The sequence below is a fragment of the Geodermatophilus obscurus genome (genome assembly GCF_900115395.1).
In the GTDB taxonomy this organism is placed as follows: Bacteria; Actinomycetota; Actinomycetes; order Mycobacteriales; family Geodermatophilaceae; genus Geodermatophilus; species Geodermatophilus obscurus_B.
The window spans coordinates 1-15769 of record NZ_FOWE01000009.1 but is presented as its reverse complement, the minus strand read 5'-3'; the positions used below and the strand labels follow the sequence as shown (position 1 = coordinate 15769).

The 15769-nt window shown below is 73.3% G+C and carries 15 protein-coding genes and 1 pseudogene; 9 read left to right on the top strand and 7 right to left on the bottom strand.

Going from position 1 to position 15769, the window contains the following annotated elements:
* Positions 1 to 6: 6 nt before the first annotated feature.
* Positions 7 to 162 carry a Zn-dependent oxidoreductase gene (locus BM165_RS17690; RefSeq protein WP_075014882.1) on the bottom strand — a complete coding sequence of 52 codons (156 nt, stop codon included), beginning with the start codon at positions 160 to 162 and terminating at the stop codon, positions 7 to 9.
* Positions 163 to 572: 410 nt separating this feature from the next.
* Between BM165_RS17690 and BM165_RS17685 the strand changes: the two genes are divergently transcribed.
* The 5 genes from BM165_RS17685 to BM165_RS17655 all read left to right on the top strand — a co-directional run bounded on the left by BM165_RS17685 (position 573) and on the right by BM165_RS17655 (position 5317).
* The gene (locus BM165_RS17685) at positions 573 to 1043 is read left to right on the top strand and encodes a hypothetical protein (RefSeq protein ID WP_083427475.1); all 471 of its coding nucleotides are present in this window, start codon (positions 573 to 575) and stop codon (positions 1041 to 1043) included.
* Positions 1044 to 2040: 997 nt separating this feature from the next.
* Complete coding sequence (locus BM165_RS17675) at positions 2041 to 2568, top strand: hemerythrin domain-containing protein (protein ID WP_075014880.1); 528 nt, start codon at positions 2041 to 2043, stop codon at positions 2566 to 2568.
* Positions 2569 to 2932: 364 nt separating this feature from the next.
* On the top strand, positions 2933 to 4006 hold the full coding sequence (locus BM165_RS17670; protein ID WP_075014879.1) for a family 43 glycosylhydrolase: 1074 nt from the start codon (positions 2933 to 2935) through the stop codon (positions 4004 to 4006).
* Between the two features lie 692 nt (positions 4007 to 4698).
* Positions 4699 to 4905, top strand: a complete 207-nt coding sequence (locus BM165_RS17660) for a DUF2191 domain-containing protein (protein ID WP_075014877.1) — start codon at positions 4699 to 4701, stop codon at positions 4903 to 4905.
* A 91-nt stretch (positions 4906 to 4996) separates the two neighbouring features.
* Positions 4997 to 5317 carry a PIN domain-containing protein gene (locus tag BM165_RS17655; RefSeq protein ID WP_244274308.1) on the top strand — a complete coding sequence of 107 codons (321 nt, stop codon included), beginning with the start codon at positions 4997 to 4999 and terminating at the stop codon, positions 5315 to 5317.
* 354 nt (positions 5318 to 5671) lie between these two features.
* Here BM165_RS17655 and BM165_RS17650 read toward each other — a convergent pair whose 3' ends face one another.
* Entirely contained in the window at positions 5672 to 6301 is a 630-nt protein-coding gene (locus BM165_RS17650) for an NAD(P)-dependent oxidoreductase (RefSeq protein ID WP_075014876.1), read from the bottom strand.
* Between the two features lie 183 nt (positions 6302 to 6484).
* Positions 6485 to 7177, bottom strand: a complete 693-nt coding sequence (locus tag BM165_RS24900; RefSeq protein ID WP_075014875.1) for an SET domain-containing protein — start codon at positions 7175 to 7177, stop codon at positions 6485 to 6487.
* A 347-nt stretch (positions 7178 to 7524) separates the two neighbouring features.
* Between BM165_RS24900 and BM165_RS17640 the strand changes: the two genes are divergently transcribed.
* Both BM165_RS17640 and BM165_RS17635 read left to right on the top strand, forming a co-directional pair.
* Entirely contained in the window at positions 7525 to 8292 is a 768-nt protein-coding gene (locus BM165_RS17640) for a glucose 1-dehydrogenase (protein ID WP_075014874.1), read from the top strand.
* A gap of 371 nt (positions 8293 to 8663) precedes the next feature.
* Entirely contained in the window at positions 8664 to 9044 is a 381-nt protein-coding gene (locus BM165_RS17635; protein ID WP_075014873.1) for a VOC family protein, read from the top strand.
* A gap of 169 nt (positions 9045 to 9213) precedes the next feature.
* Here BM165_RS17635 and msrA read toward each other — a convergent pair whose 3' ends face one another.
* Positions 9214 to 9729, bottom strand: coding sequence for a peptide-methionine (S)-S-oxide reductase MsrA (gene msrA, locus BM165_RS17630; RefSeq protein WP_075014872.1), 516 nt, complete (start codon positions 9727 to 9729; stop codon positions 9214 to 9216).
* A gap of 205 nt (positions 9730 to 9934) precedes the next feature.
* Here msrA and BM165_RS17625 point away from each other — a divergent pair, with 205 nt between their 5' ends.
* Positions 9935 to 10981, top strand: a complete 1047-nt coding sequence (locus BM165_RS17625; RefSeq protein ID WP_075014871.1) for an NAD(P)-dependent alcohol dehydrogenase — start codon at positions 9935 to 9937, stop codon at positions 10979 to 10981.
* Positions 10982 to 11033: 52 nt separating this feature from the next.
* Here BM165_RS17625 and BM165_RS17620 read toward each other — a convergent pair whose 3' ends face one another.
* The gene (locus tag BM165_RS17620; protein ID WP_075014870.1) at positions 11034 to 11858 is read right to left on the bottom strand and encodes an alpha/beta fold hydrolase; all 825 of its coding nucleotides are present in this window, start codon (positions 11856 to 11858) and stop codon (positions 11034 to 11036) included.
* 373 nt (positions 11859 to 12231) lie between these two features.
* The gene (locus BM165_RS24895; RefSeq protein ID WP_177225240.1) at positions 12232 to 12399 is read right to left on the bottom strand and encodes a hypothetical protein; all 168 of its coding nucleotides are present in this window, start codon (positions 12397 to 12399) and stop codon (positions 12232 to 12234) included.
* 411 nt (positions 12400 to 12810) lie between these two features.
* Here BM165_RS24895 and BM165_RS17615 point away from each other — a divergent pair, with 411 nt between their 5' ends.
* Entirely contained in the window at positions 12811 to 15561 is a 2751-nt protein-coding gene (locus tag BM165_RS17615) for a winged helix-turn-helix domain-containing protein (RefSeq protein ID WP_075015074.1), read from the top strand.
* 10 nt (positions 15562 to 15571) lie between these two features.
* Here the strand turns inward: BM165_RS17615 and BM165_RS17610 are convergent.
* Positions 15572 to 15769: pseudogene (locus tag BM165_RS17610) on the bottom strand (IS5/IS1182 family transposase); the annotation flags it as partial.

Below are 15769 nucleotides of genomic sequence, written 5' to 3'. Positions count from 1 at the left end.
TTCAGGTCAGTTGCACGACAGCCGGTGGTGGGTGTCGGCGACGTTGACTCCTGCGGCACTCACCTCGTAGAGCTGCTGGCCGTGGCTGGGGACGGGATCGGGGAGGTCGACGACGTCGAGGACCTCGGGGCCGCCGAAGCGGGTGATCTGCACGGCTCGCATGCCCGTCAGGCTAGGTAGGGCATGCGGGAAGGCAGTGCTCGGGCCCACACGAGGTGCGGACGGATCGGCATGCGTGCGATCACGTGCCCGGAACGAGCGTTCGAGATGTGACACCACGTCGCGCCACCGAGTCCGTCTGCCGAGTGCTCGCGGCCGCCGTTGCGTTCGGACACACGTCGGCCGGAGCGCCTCGTGGTGCCTCGTTAGGTCTCGTCCGGGCTTGGGCAACCCCGTCCGTGGACGAGCGGCCGGGGACAAGTGCCCTGCCCCGGCTCCGCGAACGGACGCCCATCCGGATGTCGCCACCTGCCCACGAGGTGATCCAGACGGCGACGAGCGCAGGGGCCACCCCTCGCGGCCGACCGTCACGCGCCGTCCGCGAGCGAGGGAGAGGGCTCGTCGAGGACGTCGTGGAGCAGACCGCCCCTCTGAGGATGGAGAGTGCGATGGCCGAGGATGCGGCGCAGCGTCGGGTCGACCAAACCGACCGTGCCAACTACCACATCGAGGCGCAGCGGCGCAGTGACGAGGAGGAATCGGCGAAGGCCCAGGTCTTGGTCGATCGGTTCGTGGCGCAGGCGACGGAGGCGGGTCTGGCGACCGAGGAGCTGACGGCTCGTCCGTGGTCCGGACGTGGGCGCTACCGCACGGGCGTCGAGGGGTGGTACCTGCTCCGCGACCGCTCAGTGGGCGTGGGGGTGGACGGCAGCTACTACGTCCTCGTCGTGGCGCCGGTGCCCTTCGGCCGCTGGCGGACCGTCGAGATCCAACCGACCCCTCCGCCGCGCCAGGTGGGGAAGGGTGCTCGCGATGGCGAGTCCTTCGCCCTCGACGCCCTGCTGGAGATGCGGCTCCAGTGGCCGGGCCCTGCAGGGGGTTGAGTGGCCGCGACCGACGGGTCGCGCTAGTCGATGGTGCAGCAGGACGGGACTGCGCTGCGTAGCGCCTGGGTGATCAGCCGGGCACCGAGCGGGCGCGCACGCGATCCATCCCCGACTACGGGGCTCGTCGTGGGAATCGGGCTGGCCGGGCGTGCGAGCACCACGTCGGCGGGCCGGAGGCCGTGTCCGCCCGTGCGGTGGGTCGCCGTTCAGGGCGGCTGTCCGTGGATGGAGTTCCGCTGTCGACTGTCTCGGCATCAGTCCTCCTGCTGTCTCCTGACTGCTCTCGCGGGATCGGCCTGCCCAGGACGGCCTGCCAGGGCGGCGCGGCCGTGGGCGGTGGTCATCCGCTCAGCCCCTCGCGGGCGTCCGGTGGGTGGCTCCACCGGTGCGGCGACGGAACCGGTCGCAGCCGCTCCTGGCACTCGGGAGAACCGCGGGATGCTGCACGGGCCGCAGGGGACGGCGACCGTCGCAGAGGCCGACTCGCGGCCGGGCCGCGCACATGTCCACGGGCTGAGCTGAGCCGACCGTGCTGTCGTCCGCCCGGTCGTCGCTCACGTCGCCGCCGTCGAGCTCGGATCTGTCGACACCGGTCTCGGCGACGAGGGCGCCCAGTCGGTCCGTCAGCCACGCGACCGCCCACGAGTCGCTCACGTCGAGGAGCGCGCTCAGCCCGTTCCACCACCGGCGCACCGCAGTGCACCCGTCCCTGTCGCGGAGCAGGAGGCGTCGGGACTCCAGATCACGAAGGGTGGCGGAGTCCGGGCTGACGAAGCCGGACGAGCCACGGCATCACCGAGCAACCCCAGGCGTGGAGCTGCTCGCTCACCCTCGCCGGGTCCGGAAGACGTTCCGCGTCGAACCGCCAGGTCCCGTAGTCCGGCGCCTGCTGAGGTCAGTCGGACGACGGTGGGCCCGGCCGACCGGGAGCGGCGGTGTCAGCCCTGGAGCGCCCGGCCTGCCCCGCCGGCCTAGCTCCCCTCGGTACGGGTAGATGTCCGCCGTGTCCGACTTCGAGATCACCGCCCTCGTCCTGGCCGAGCACGAGGTGTTCCGGCGGGAGTTCGCGGCGCTCGAGGACCTGTCCGGTCAGGAGCTCGCTGCCGCGTGGGAGGCCCTGCACGCCAAGCTGGAGGTCCACGCCGTCGCCGAGGAACAGCTGTTCTACCCCCTGCTCGCCCAGGAGGCCGACGGCGAGGAGGAGACGGCGGAGGGTGTGCACGACCACAACGAGATCCGGCACGCCGCGGCCGCCGTCGGGGAGCACGAGGTCGGCAGCGAGGCGTGGTGGGAGGCGGTGCGCACCACGCGCCAGGTCAACGCCGACCACATGGCCGAGGAGGAGACGGACTTCTTCCCTCCGTTCAAGGAGGCCGTCGACGACGAGCAGCGGGAGGCGCTCGGGATGCGCTGGTTGGCGTTCCACGACGAGCACGAGCAGGCCGAGGGGTTGTCCGGCGGGGACGCGGAGGTGGCCGAGGTGGTCGCGACCGAAGTGCCGGAGGGCGACCCGTCCCTGTGAGCACGCCACCTCTCTCCCGGGCGGGGGACCCCGGTGGCCGAGCTCCTGGGAGATCGCCGCGCACGCTCTGCGCCCGATCCACGGATCGCGCATCCCACCGAGCTCGACCGCTCGTGGTCGCGAGTCAGGGCGGAGCGCCGGGACCCGGGCGCATTCCACCAGGCGATCGTCTCGAGCGGTGGGGCGCCTGCCGGCCGGGTCCCTCCGGTGGCCCGTCCCGTGGTGGACGCCCCGCGCCTTCTGCACAGGCGCGGGGAAGGAGCAAATGAGTTCTGGGCCGACCAAGGCCCGAATACGTCCGGCAACGTGATTGACATGGCAGCGGAGTGGCACCTGATCAGCCGTCACGCTAGAGTCGGCGCCCGTGCAGGCAGGCAGGAATAGCGACTTCGCGGGTCTCGGGATCGACGACTTCTACAAGCCGATCATTCCTGATCCGGCGCCCGACGCCACAGATCAGGGTGACCCGTATCTGCTGGCGGTCCCTCCATCATCTGCCAGCAGTTTTCCGTACTACCTCTATCACACGGACGTCTCTCCCGAGGGTGACCGGATCGCGGTCTATGGAAGTCGCGACCTGCGCCAGTTCGAGTATCTCGGAAAGGCGCTGCACGCGGATGCACCGATGAGCCAGCACTGGGCTCCCTGCGTGGTGTACGACGCATCGGCGAGGCAGTTCACCATGTTCTACTCCCGCAGCGCGCCTCACCAGCCGGATGCGGACATCGGCCATCGGCTGCGCCGGGCGGTGGCCGACAGGCCGGAAGGGCCGTTCATCGACCAGGGCGAGATCCCCCTGGAACTGGAGACGGAGTTCGCCATCGATGCGGACGTCTACCAGAAGTACGACCGGCAATCGGGTCGTCCCGAACACTTCCTCGCATACGTCGTGGAATTCTGGAACGAAGCGCGCGTCGGCGTGGGGATCGTCGAGGTGAAACTGAGCCCAGACCTCGCTCGGCCCGTCTCGGCTCCGCGCGTACTCGTCAAACCCAGCTCGGACGTGCAGATGTACGAGCGCGACCGCTCGATGCCCTGGCAGATCGGCAAACGGGACTGGGCCGCCGGCGAAACGGTCGACTGGCACTGCATCGAGGCGCCCATCGGTGGACTGGTGTCCCCGGGCGGCAGCCCCTACTACCTGGACAGTTTCGGCAGCTACAAGGACGACACATATGCTGTCGGGGCCATTCGCGAAGAGGCGGACGGCAGTCTGACGGATCTGGCGACGCAAGGCCATGCCGTGCTGAGAAGTGGCATGCTGCCGGGCATCTCGAGTGCTGGGCATCCGTCACTGGTGACGCCGAACCTGCTGGTCTCGCACGGACGGTTCAGTCCTGGTGGTGAGCGGCAGGCGTTCTTCGTGCCGCTGCTCTGGGACGGCGACGATCGCCCGTTCTGCCCGAACAGGGACCAGCTCGCACGCGTGCTCCCGTAGGAGAAGCGCTCACGCACCCTCCACCCCGACTCCGTGAGGTCACCGTCATGGGTGCTGTCGGGGTCAGCGCCGCCCTGCACGGACCGAGGCCGCTGGCTCTCCACCGGGGGCATCGCAGGATCCGGACGCTGCGGCGCATGTGCTGCAGGTCCAACCGCACGCGGGTGGCCCGAGGGGTCGCCGAGGACGACTCGGTGTGCCGGGCAGCTGGCGCGCATCGGCCGGCGAGCATCGGCCGGCGAGGGCGAGCAGCGCGACGTCGAACGCGATGCGGTGTCCGAGGGGAGGGTGGAGCCCCGCGAGGCCGAGAGCTGCCTGTGCTCCTCCACTGCTGAGGTACCTCTCGGGTCAGCCGGTGAGCACCAGCGGGGTCGACGCCGGACGCCGAGACCTCGTGGAGCTGGTGGTCGTCGCCGGGGACGGGGTCGGGGAGGTCGACGACGTCGAGGGCCTCGGGCCGACGGGGCGAGTGTTCTGCCCGGCTCGGCGGCAGCTGAGGACAGGTGCGGGGCAGAGGGGGCCGTGCGTGACCCGGGCCTCGGGCTCGAACGGCGACCTCGCGGGCCGGCTGGGGCCGGGCGGCGGCCACGCCCCTGGATCCGGCGCCGGCGGAACCGGCCGGAGGTCTCCGGAGTCGTGAGTGGCACATACTCTCGGGGGTCCGTGTATATGCAAGCGGGAGGGGTTTCCCGGTGACGAAGCGCTTGATCGACCTCGACGACGAACTGTTGGTCGCCGCCCGGAACGAGTTGAACACCACCGGGGTGTCGGACACCGTCCGCGCCGCGTTGCGGCAGGCGGCGAGCGCAGGGGCGCGAGCGCGTCAGGTGGCCTGGCTGCGTGAGGGTGGGCTCGAGGCGTTGACGGACCCCGCGGAGCGGGCTGACGTGTGGCGGTGATCGCCCGCTTCCTCATCGACACCAGCGCGGCGGCCCGGATGCGGCTGGCCGCCGTCGCCGACCGGTTGAGCCGCTGATCACCGGCGGCCTGGTGTCCACCTGCGCCCCCCTGGATGCCGAGGCGCTCTACAGTGCGCGGAGCCCGGCGGAGTACGAGCAGGTGCGGGCCGACCGCCGCGAGGCGTACGAGTACCTGCCGACCGACGACGTCCACTGGCGCCGTGCGTTCGACGCGCAGCGCGCCCTGGCTCGGAGCGGGCGGCACCGAGCGGTGGGCATCGCCCACCTGTTGACCGCGGTGTTGGCTGCCGAGCACGGGATGACGGTCCTGCACTACGACAGCGACTTCGAGATCGCCGCCGAGGTGCTCGCGTTCGAGCACCGATGGGTCCTGCCACGAGGAAACGCGTAGCGCACACGTCGGAGGTGCGCAGGAGCCGGTGTCCCAGGGGATCCAGATCCCGACGGCAGCCGGGGACCTGCGTGTTCCCCTCGTGCTACCGAGGTACCTCTCAGGACAGGCGGTGGTGGGTGCCGGCGGAATCCAAGCCCGACGAGCTCACCTCGTCGAGCTGCTGGCCGTCACCGGGGACGGCCGTGTCGACGGTCAGGTGGAGGTCCGAGCGGTCCTCGGCCGGCAGATCGAGGGTCCGCTACCGATTCCTGATCGGCGCGACCACGCCGCGGTGACCGCGGCGCACCCGCTCCTCCCCCGGGAGCGTCGCGGTGCAGGCGGTCTTCTGGCCGGGTCCCGGGTCGGCGGAACTCAGCTGGTCGCCAGGGTGACTGCTCGGCGCACGTTGTCGCGGTCGTCCAGTTGGGCGACCAGCCAGGCGGCCAGGTCGCCGCGGGAGATCCTGCGGGCCTTCTCCCCGGTGGCGGGGTCGAGGGTCCGGACGGTGCCGGTGGCCGGCCTGTCGGTCAGGATCGCCGGGCGCGCGATGGTCCAGTCCAACCCGCTGGCCGTGACGGCTCGCTCCATGGCCGCCTTGTCCGCGGTCGAGCCGCGCAGGAAGGTCGTGAGCAGGACCCGCAGGCCCAGAGTGCCGTTGGCCAGGCTGTCGCCCACGCCGACGCTCGAGGTGACCAGCAGCCGGCGGACGCCGGAACGGGTCATGGCGGCGATGACGGCTCTGGCCACGTCGGCCTCCAGCGTGGTGTTCGACCTGTACGGCGTCCTGCCGCCGATCGTGTCGATCACGGCGTCCTGTCCCGCCACGGCGGCGGCCACGGCGTCCGCGTCGGTCGCGTCTCCCTCCGCGACGTCCACCCCGGCCGGGCGGTCGTAGCCGCCGGCGTGGTGGACGAAGGCGATGACCTGGTGCCCGGCGGTCTGCGCCCGCTGGACCACGGCACCGCCCGTCTTGCCGCCGGCACCGAGCACGAGCACTCTCACGGCGTCTCCTCGTCGATCGACGGTGCTGCGGGCCGAGCCGTCCACCCGCTCGGATGACGGTCACCCTAGGAGCGCTGCCCCCTCGTGAGGGGCGAGCCGGTCGCGGGCCGCCGGAGCGGGTGGTCCGCACGGTTCGCGTGCTGGTGGGCCGGCACCCCGTGCAGGTGCGGAGCAGGGGCGGGCTCAGCCGACGGGCACCGCGACGAGCCGGGCGGCCAGCTCGGCGTTGCGGCGGAGGAACGTCGCCCAGCCGGCCGGCGCCCGGGTCCCCGACGAGCCACGGGTGCAGGTCTCCTGGTCCCACCCGCGCACCCGGCCGCCCCGGATGCGCAGCCGCACCAGCACGTCGCCCGTCCAGCCGGTGACGTCCCGGTCGCCCTCCGGTCCGGACGCGGTGACCCGCTGCGGCGCGACCACCCACTCGACGGCTTCGATCTCCTCCTGCAGGCGGGCGGCCGCCTCGTAGGCCTGCGCCCGGGCCGCGGCGTCCCGCCGGGCGGCCAGCGCCGCGAGCACAGCGGCGACCGCCCCGGGCTCGCGGTCGAGCACGGCCGTCAGCGCGGCGGCGAGCTCCGGGACGGAGGTGTCCTCCAACCCCCGCACCCGCGCCAGTTCCCGCTCGCAGGGGGTCCGCGCCGGGCCGGCGTGGCCGAGCGGGTGGACACGACCCAGCCCGGAGACGGCCGACCGCACCTTCCGGCTGCCCAGGTAGGGGCCGAAGAGGCGGACCCCCGGCGCCGGTCGCCGGTCGTGGACGACGTCGAGGGCCGGCGCGTCCGGTGAGGGGTCCAGCCGGATCCGTACGGGTGTCTCCAGGCCACCGGGGATGCGGTTCCACGGCGGGAGTGACCGCTCGAGCAGGTTGGTTCGGCCCACGCGGCCTCGTGCACCGAGTCGCAGACCAGCGCCTCGATCCGGGCGACGCCGGTCACCATCCGTCGCAGGTGGCGGCGGTCGCGCAGGTCGCCCCAGTAGGAGCCGACGCGGCGGCGCAGGTCCGTGGCGCGGCCGACGTAGAGCACGCGCCCGGCGCCGTCCCGGAAGCGGTACACCCCCGGGGCGGCGGGCAGGACGGCGACGGCGTCCGGTCGGGCGGGCACGCACCCATCGTGCGCGCGCCGCCCCCCACCAGGCGGCACCGCGCCCCGTCCGTCCCGGGCGTCACGTCCGTCGCGCCCGGCCGCCGACCTGCGGCGCCCCGCCACCCGGTGGAGTCTGGGCCCATGACGGTCCTGGACAGCTTCCGTCTGGACGGCAAGGTCGCCGTCGTCACCGGTGGGAACCGCGGCCTGGGGCGGGCCTTCGCGCACGCGCTCGGGGAGGCGGGCGCGACCGTCGCCGTCGTGGCCCGCGACGAGGTCGCGAACGGCACGGTCGTCGACGAGCTGACCACCGCGGGCCTGCGGGCGCGGGCCTTCCGGGCCGACGTCGGCGACCGGGGGTCCGTCGTCGCGGTCGCTGAGCGGATCGCGGCGGACCTGGGGCGGGTCGACGTGCTGGTCAACAACGCCGGCGTGTGCGTCCACCGGCCGGCGCTGGAGGTGACCGAGGACGAGTGGAATGAGGTCATGCGGGTCAACGTGGACGGCGTCTGGAACGGGTGCCAGGTCTTCGGCGGACAGATGGTCGCCGCCGGGGGCGGCGTGATCGTCAACATCGGGTCGATGTCCGGGCAGATCGTGAACCGGCCGCAGTGGCAGCCGGCCTACAACGCCTCGAAGGCCGCGGTGCACCACCTGACGAAGTCGCTGGCCGCTGAGTGGGCCCCGCACGGCGTCCGGGTCAACGCGGTCGCCCCGGGCTACGTCCGCACGGAGATGACGCCGATCGACGAGCCGCGGTTCAGGCGCCACTGGGTCGACGACACCCCGCAGCAACGCGCGGCGGCACCGGAGGAGATCGCCCCGGCGGTGCTGTACCTGGCCAGCCCGGCGTCGTCCTTCGTGACCGGCTCGGTGCTCGTGGTCGACGGCGGGTACACGGTCTTCTGATCCTGCTGCGCCACCCCGGCTCCGCGCCCGCCCCGGTCCCGGCGGTCGAGCGGGACCTGCTGGTCCCCGCCGCTGCCCCGGGCCCGGGCGAGCTCGGGGGCGTAGTTCACGCCGAGCAACCGGGCGACGGAGAAGTCGGACGCCTCGGTGATGACGTACTGCTCGTCGGCCCGCCCGACGGCCCGACGCCGCGGAACAGCGGGACGACCGCGGCGGCCTGCTCCGGGTCCTCCAGGTGGAGGAGGGCGAGGGTGCCGGCGAGAAGAGCCCCGCCGACGACCACCTCCGGCGGACCCGTGCTGGTGCCGGTACGCCGGTGCCCCACGGCCCGGAGGACCGGGTGTCGAGGCAGGCGTTGCTACGGTCCGGCCGTGCACCGCAGCCGCCTCTCCACGCTGCTCATCGACGCTCCGGTCGACGACGCGCCGGCTGCCGCCGGGTTCTGGTCGGCGGCGCTGGGCGTGCCCGCCGTGCCGGTGCCGGACGAGGAGCAGTTCACCTCGTTGCCGGGGGCGTTCCCGGGCCTCGTCGTGGCGGTCCAAGCGGTCGACGACGCGGCGCGCTACCACCTCGACATCGAGACCGACGACGTCGAGGCCGAGACGGAACGGCTGCTCGGCCTGGGTGCGCGCCAGGTCGGCCGGTGGCTGGACTGCCGGGTGCTGCGTGCCCCTGGCGGGCACCTGCTCTGCGTCATCCCCCTGCACAGCGATCCCCAGGAGTTCCAGCGCGAGGCGCGCGTCTGGGAGTGACCCGGGGCGTTCCGGCTCACCGCCGCTCGGCGGGGGCCCCGACGGCCGGGAGACGTCAGGGGCCGTCCCGGACGGATCCGGAACGGCCCCTGACGGTGCCCTGTGGGGTGACCGGTCGGTCACCACCGGGGGTGGCGGGTGCCGGGGGGACACACACCGCCCCGCTGCCTCAGTGCGTGGACTGCGCCTCGCGGCGGGGGAGGACCCAGCCGGGCCGCACGAAGTGGCAGGTGTAGCCGTACGGGTACTTCTGCAGGTAGTCCTGGTGCTCCTCCTCGGCCTCCCAGAACGGACCGGCCGGCGTCACCTCGGTCACCACCTTCCCGGGCCACAGACCCGAGGCGTCGACGTCGGCGATCGTGTCCTCGGCGACGCGCTTCTGCTCGTCGCTGGTGTAGAAGATCGCCGAGCGGTAGCTCCGGCCCGCGTCGTTGCCCTGGCGGTCCCGGGTCGACGGGTCGTGGATCTGGAAGAAGAACTCCAGCAACTCGCGGAACGAGATCACCGCGGGATCGAAGACGATCTCGACGGCCTCGGCGTGGTCGCCGTGGTTGCGGTAGGTGGCGTGGGGGGTGTCACCGCCCGAGTACCCGACCCGGGTGGACAGCACCCCCGGGCGCTTCCGCAGCAGGTCCTGCGCACCCCAGAAGCAGCCGCCGGCCAGGATCGCGGTCTCGGTCGTCATCTCGTGCCCTCCTCTGTTCAGCACGCTGTCGGCAACGCCCCGACGGGCGCCGGGATTCCGCCCCCCGGCGCGGGCCCGGGTCACCGCTGGTCCGGGTCCGGGCACGGCGCCCTGCCGGCGCCCGTACCGTCGGCGTCCTGTCCGGCTCCCGCCCGTCGTCACCGCCCGTTCTCACCGCCCCGTCGTCCCCCTCCAGGAGGAGCACGTGCCCACCACGGTCAAGGCCTACGCCGCCACGTCCGCGACCGACCCGCTGACGCCGACCACCATCGAGCGTCGCGACGTCGGCCCGCGCGACGTCCGCATCGACATCAGGTACGCCGGCATCTGCCACTCCGACATCCACACCGCCCGCGGCGAGTGGGGTGCCACGCGGTACCCGATCGTCGTCGGCCACGAGATCGCCGGCGTCGTGGCCGAGGTGGGCTCCGAGGTCACGAGGTTCGCCGTGGGTGACCGGGTCGGCGTCGGCTGCATGGTCGACTCGTGCGGGGAGTGCCGGTTCTGCCGGCGCGGCGACGAGCAGTACTGCGTCGAGGGGAACATCCAGACCTACGGGGGCGTGGGCAAGGACGGCGTGCCCACCCAGGGCGGGTACTCCCAGGCCATCGTCGTCACCGAGGACTTCGTCCTGCGCATCCCGGACGGCCTCGAGCTCGACGTCGCCGCCCCGCTGCTGTGCGCCGGCATCACCCTCTACTCCCCGCTGCGGCACTGGGGCGCCGAGCCGGGGACGCGGGTCGCCGTCGTCGGCCTCGGCGGGCTGGGCCACATGGGCGTGCAGCTGGCCTCCGCCATGGGCGCGGAGGTCACCGTGCTGTCGCAGTCGCTGAAGAAGCAGGAGGAGGGCCTGCGGCTGGGGGCGGGTGCCTACTTCGCGACGAGCGACCCGGACACCTTCCGCCGGCTGGCGGCCTCCTTCGACCTCGTCCTCAACACCGTCAGCGCGTCGATCGACGTGGACGCCTACCTGTCGCTGCTGGACGTCGACGGCACGATGGTCCTGGTCGGCGCACCGGAGCACCCGCAGTCGGTGCGCGCCTTCTCGCTGATCCCGCGGCGCGTCTCCTTCGCCGGCTCGACCATCGGGGGCATCCGCGAGACCCAGGAGATGCTCGACTTCTGCGCCGAGCACGGCATCGCCGCGCAGGTCGAGACGATCGGCGTGGAGCAGGTCAACGAGGCCTACGAGCGCGTCCTCGCCTCCGACGTGCGCTACCGCTTCGTCATCGACACGGCCACGCTCGCCTGAGCCCGGCGGTCACCGTCGCCGGCCCGGGGGTGACCCGGGCCGGCGGCGGAGGTCAGGAGCGGATGAACTCCAGCAGGTCGGCGTTGATGGTCTCGGCCTCCGTCGTCGGCATGCCGTGCGGGAAGCCGGCGTAGGTCTTCAGCGTCCCGTTCTGCAGGAGCTCCGCGGACCGCGGCGCCGAGTTCTCGTACGGCACGACCTGGTCGTCGTCGCCGTGCATCACCAGGACCGGCACCGTGATCTTCCGCAGGTCGTCGGTGAAGTCGGTCTGGGAGAAGGCGACGACGCCGTCGTGGTGGGCCTTCGCGCCGCCCGTCATCCCCTGCCGCCACCAGTTCTCGATGATCGCCTCGGACGGTTCGGCGCCCGGCCGGTTGTACCCGTAGAACGGCCCCGACGGCAGGTCGCGGTAGAACCTCGTCCGGTTGGTCGCGACCTGGGTCTGGATGTCGTCGAACACGCTCTTGGGCACGCCGCCGGGGTTGGTCTCGGTCTGCACCATGAGCGGCGGCACCGCGCTGATCAGCACGGCCTTCGCGACGCGGTCCTCACCGTGCCGGCCGAGGTAGCGCGCGACCTCGCCGCCGCCCGTCGAGTGACCGACGTGCACGGCGTCGCGCAGGTCGAGGTGCGCCGTCAGCGCGGCCAGGTCGTCGGCGTAGTGGTCCATGTCGTGCCCGTCGCCGGTCTGGGTCGAACGGCCGTGCCCCCGCCGGTCGTGCGCGACGACCCGGAAGCCCTGGGCCAGGAAGAACATCAGCTGCGCGTCCCAGTCGTCGGCCGACAGCGGCCAGCCGTGGCTGAAGACGATCGGCTGACCGGTGCCCCAGTCCTTGTAGAAGATCTCGGTGCCGTCGCCGGTCGTGATCGTGCCCATGTCGTGCCTCCGTCGGTCTCGTGAGGATGGGGCGTCCGCAGGGGGAACCGCCCAGGCGGCCCCGGACGGGGGGCGGTGCTGTCGGACGGGGTCCGGGGACGTGGCCGCGGCCCCGTCCCAGCCGGAGCGGATGGTCAGCCGGCGGCTGCCGTCGGACGGTTCGGTGAACTCGGGACCGGCAGGTGCTCCGGCGACACAGGGTCGTGGGCCGGCCCGTGCGAGCACAACCCCCGTGGTGGCGCCGGTGCAGGCGTCGTGGCGCGTCTGGCCGGGACCGGCCTCCGGCTCGGGTGCACCGGCCGGCGGTGCCAGCCGGTCCGGTCCACGACCAGGGCCTGGGGGACTACTCGCCCGGGAGCCGGTAGCCCCGGATCTACACGTCGACGGGGCAGGACCCGGGGTGCAGGGGCGTCGCCTGGACCACGAGGCCCGTACCGGGGACCTCGTAGACCCGCTGAACCGACTCCCCCGGGTCGAGGAGGTAGCGATCGAGGCGCCCGGGCGCGCCACCGGCCTCCTCGAGGACGAGGGTGATCTCCACGGTCGAGTCCGAGCTGAACCGGCAGTCCGCCAGGACCTAGATGCGCTGGTAGAGATCCGTCGGCACGTGACCCAGGGTCGTCGCGGCGTCGATGGTCCCGATGCTGGAGAAGGCCACCTCGGTGGGCATGCGCAACTCCCCACGTCGTCGGTCGACACCGCTGCCGCCGCCTGTGAGGAGCCAGGGTCCTCGGCCACGGGGTGCTCCACAAGCAGGTCCCGGCCGCGCGAGCGCGACGCCGGTGGCCGGGGTCACCGCGACCGACGGGCCGTCGCGGGGTGATCGACACGGAGCGGCCCCGGCTGACACGATGGGCTCCCGCAACCCACCGTCGCGCCGCCGGCAGCCGGTCCGGGTGTCGACGGCGCGAGCCGGTCCTCCCGACGAGGTGGTCCCCCCGACGAGGTGGTCATGGCAGGCCCGCTGCTCGAGACGAAGTTCCACGTCCCGCGGGTGCGACGCGGCCTCCTGCCCCGTCCGAGGCTGACCGAGCGCCTGGGCCGTGCGGCCGAGTCGGCGCTGACGCTGGTGTCGGCCCCAGCCGGGTTCGGCAAGACGACGGCGCTCGCGGAGTGGCTGTCCACCGGTCCGGCCGGGGCGCGGTCGGTGGCGTGGCTCTCGCTCGACGCGCGCGACAACGACCCGGCGCTGTTCTGGACCTACGTCGTGACCGCGCTGCAGGGGGCGGAGCCCACGGTAGGGACGGGCGCGCTGGCTCTCCTCCGGTCGGCGCGGTCGTCGACGGAAGCGGTCCTGTCCAGCCTGCTCAACGACCTCGCCGGCCTCCCGCACGACGTCGTCCTGGTGCTCGACGACTACCACCTCGTCGTGGCGCGCGACGTCCAGGACGGGATGGCGTTCCTGCTCGCACACCTGCCCCCACAGGCCCACCTGGTGATCGCCACCCGGGCCGACCCCTCGTTCCCGCTGGCCCGGTTGCGGGCTCGCGCGGACCTCGTCGAGGTGCGGGTCGCCGATCTGCGCTTCACCCGGGACGAGGCCGCGGCGTACCTCGAGCACGGGATGGGGCTGGAGCTGACGCCCGGGGACGTCGCCACGCTGGAGCAGCGCACCGAGGGGTGGATCGCGGCCCTGCAGCTGGCGGCTCTCTCCCTGCAGGGCCGGCAGGACGCCGCCGGCTTCATCGAGGGCTTCGCCGGGGACGACCGCTACGTCGTCGACTACCTGGTGGAGGAGGTCCTGGAGCGGCAGTCCGAGGAGGTCCGGACCTTCCTCCTGCGGACGTCCGTCCTGAGCCGGCTCAGCGGCGGACTGTGCGAGGCCGTGACCGGTCAGGACGGCGGCAGGGCCACCCTCGAGGCCCTCGACCGGGCCGGTCTCTTCCTCGTCCCGCTGGACGACCGCCGCCGGTGGTACCGCTACCACCACCTGTTCGCCGACGTGCTGCGTGCGCGCCTGCGGGAGGAGGAACCCGAGCGCCTCTCCGACCTGCACCGCCGCGCGAGCGAGTGGTACGAGCACCACGGCGAGCCCGCCGAGGCGGTCCAGCACGCCCTGGACGCCGGGGACGTCGAGCGAGCTGCGGCGCTCGTCGAGCTTGCCGTGCCCGCCCTGCGCCGGGCGCGGCAGGAGGCGACGCTGCGGCGCTGGCTCGAGGCCCTCCCCGAGGAACTCCTCCGGCGCAGGCCCGTGCTCGCCATCGGGTACGTCGGCTCCCTGATGTCCCGGGGTGAGCTCGAGGGGGTGCAGGAGCGGCTGGACGCCGTGGAGCGGTTGCTCGACGAGCAGGACGCCGGGGCACCCTCCGCCGACGTGGTCGTCGTCGACCGGGCCGGATACCGCTCGCTGCCGAGCGAGATCGCCATGTACCGCGCCGGCCGGGCCCTCGTCCTCGGCGACGTCGCGGCCACGACGGCGCACGCCCGGCGGGCACGGGACCTCGCCGTCGAGGACGACCACCTCACGCGGGGCGCGGCGGCGGCGCTGCTGGGACTGGCGTACTGGACCGGTGGCGATCTCGACACCGCACGCCGCTGGTACACCGATGCCACCGCGGGTCTGGCGAGGGCCGGACACCACTCCGACGTGCTCGGGGGCGCCCTCGTGCTGGCCGACATCGCCGTCGCACAGGGCCGTCTCCGGGCGGCCATGAGCACGTTCGAGGAGGGACTGCGGCTGGCCGGACGCGTCGATCCCCCGCTCAGGGGCGCGGCGGACATGCACGTGGGCGTGGGCGCGCTGCTGTGCGAGAGGAACGACCTCGACGGCGCCCGGCGGCACCTCCAGCTGAGCCGCGACCTGGGCGAGCACGCCGGACTGCCGCAAAACCGCTACCGCCGGCGGGTCGTCATGGCACGGATCCGCGCGGCCGAGGGGGATCCGGACGCGGCCCTCGGCCTGCTCGACGAGGCCGAGCGCCTCTACGTCGGGGACTTCTCCCCGGACGTGCGCCCGGTGGCTGCGCTCCGGGCCCGCGTCTGGATCTCGCAGGGACGGTGGGCCGAGGCGCTCGGGTGGGCCCGGGACCGGGGGCTCTCCTCCGACGACGAGCTCGGCTACGTGCGCGAGTTCGAGCACGTCACGCTGGCCCGGGCGCTGGTGGGCCGGTACACGGCCGAGCGGGACGAGCGCACGATCAAGGAGGCGACCGGCCTCCTGCGGCGTCTGCTGGCGGCGGCGGAGGCCGGGGCGAGGACCGGCGGTCTCATCGACGTCCTGGTCGTCCAGGCGCTGGCGTCGCAGGTGCGCGGTGACCTGTCCGCCGCCATCGCCTCGCTCCGCCGCGCCCTGGCGCTCGCCGCGCCCGAGGGCCACGTCCGGGTCTTCGTGGACGAGGGTGCGCCCATGGCCGCGCTGCTGCGAGCCGCCGGGGAGCGGGGGCCCGACGGCGGCCACGTCCGCCGCCTCGTCGCCGCCTTCGACGGCGCCGACGGCCGGGTGCCCCTCCAGCGGGGCCTGGTCGACCCGCTGAGCGCCCGGGAACTGGACGTCCTCCGGCTGCTCGCCACCGACCTGGCCGGCCCCGACATCGCCCGCGAGCTCGTGGTGTCCCTCAACACGGTGCGCACGCACACCAAGAACATCTACGCGAAGCTCGCCGTGAACAACCGGCGTGCTGCGGTCCGCCGGGCCGAGGAACTCGCCCTCACGTCCCCGGTCCGCGGGAGCGGGCACCGGGGCCGGGACGCCCCCGAGCGCTAGGGCGCGTCTCTCAATCCCGTAGCCAGAGCAGGATCGAGGCGAAGACGACCGCGCCGTGGAAGACGGTGGCGTGTTTGTCGTAGCGGGTGGCGATGCCGCGCCAGGCCTTGAGCTGGTTGAAGGTCCGTTCGATGACGTTGCGGCGGCGGTAGGCGGTGCGGTCGTAGCCGATCGGCCGGCCACCGGCCGAGCCGCGGCGTCGTCGATG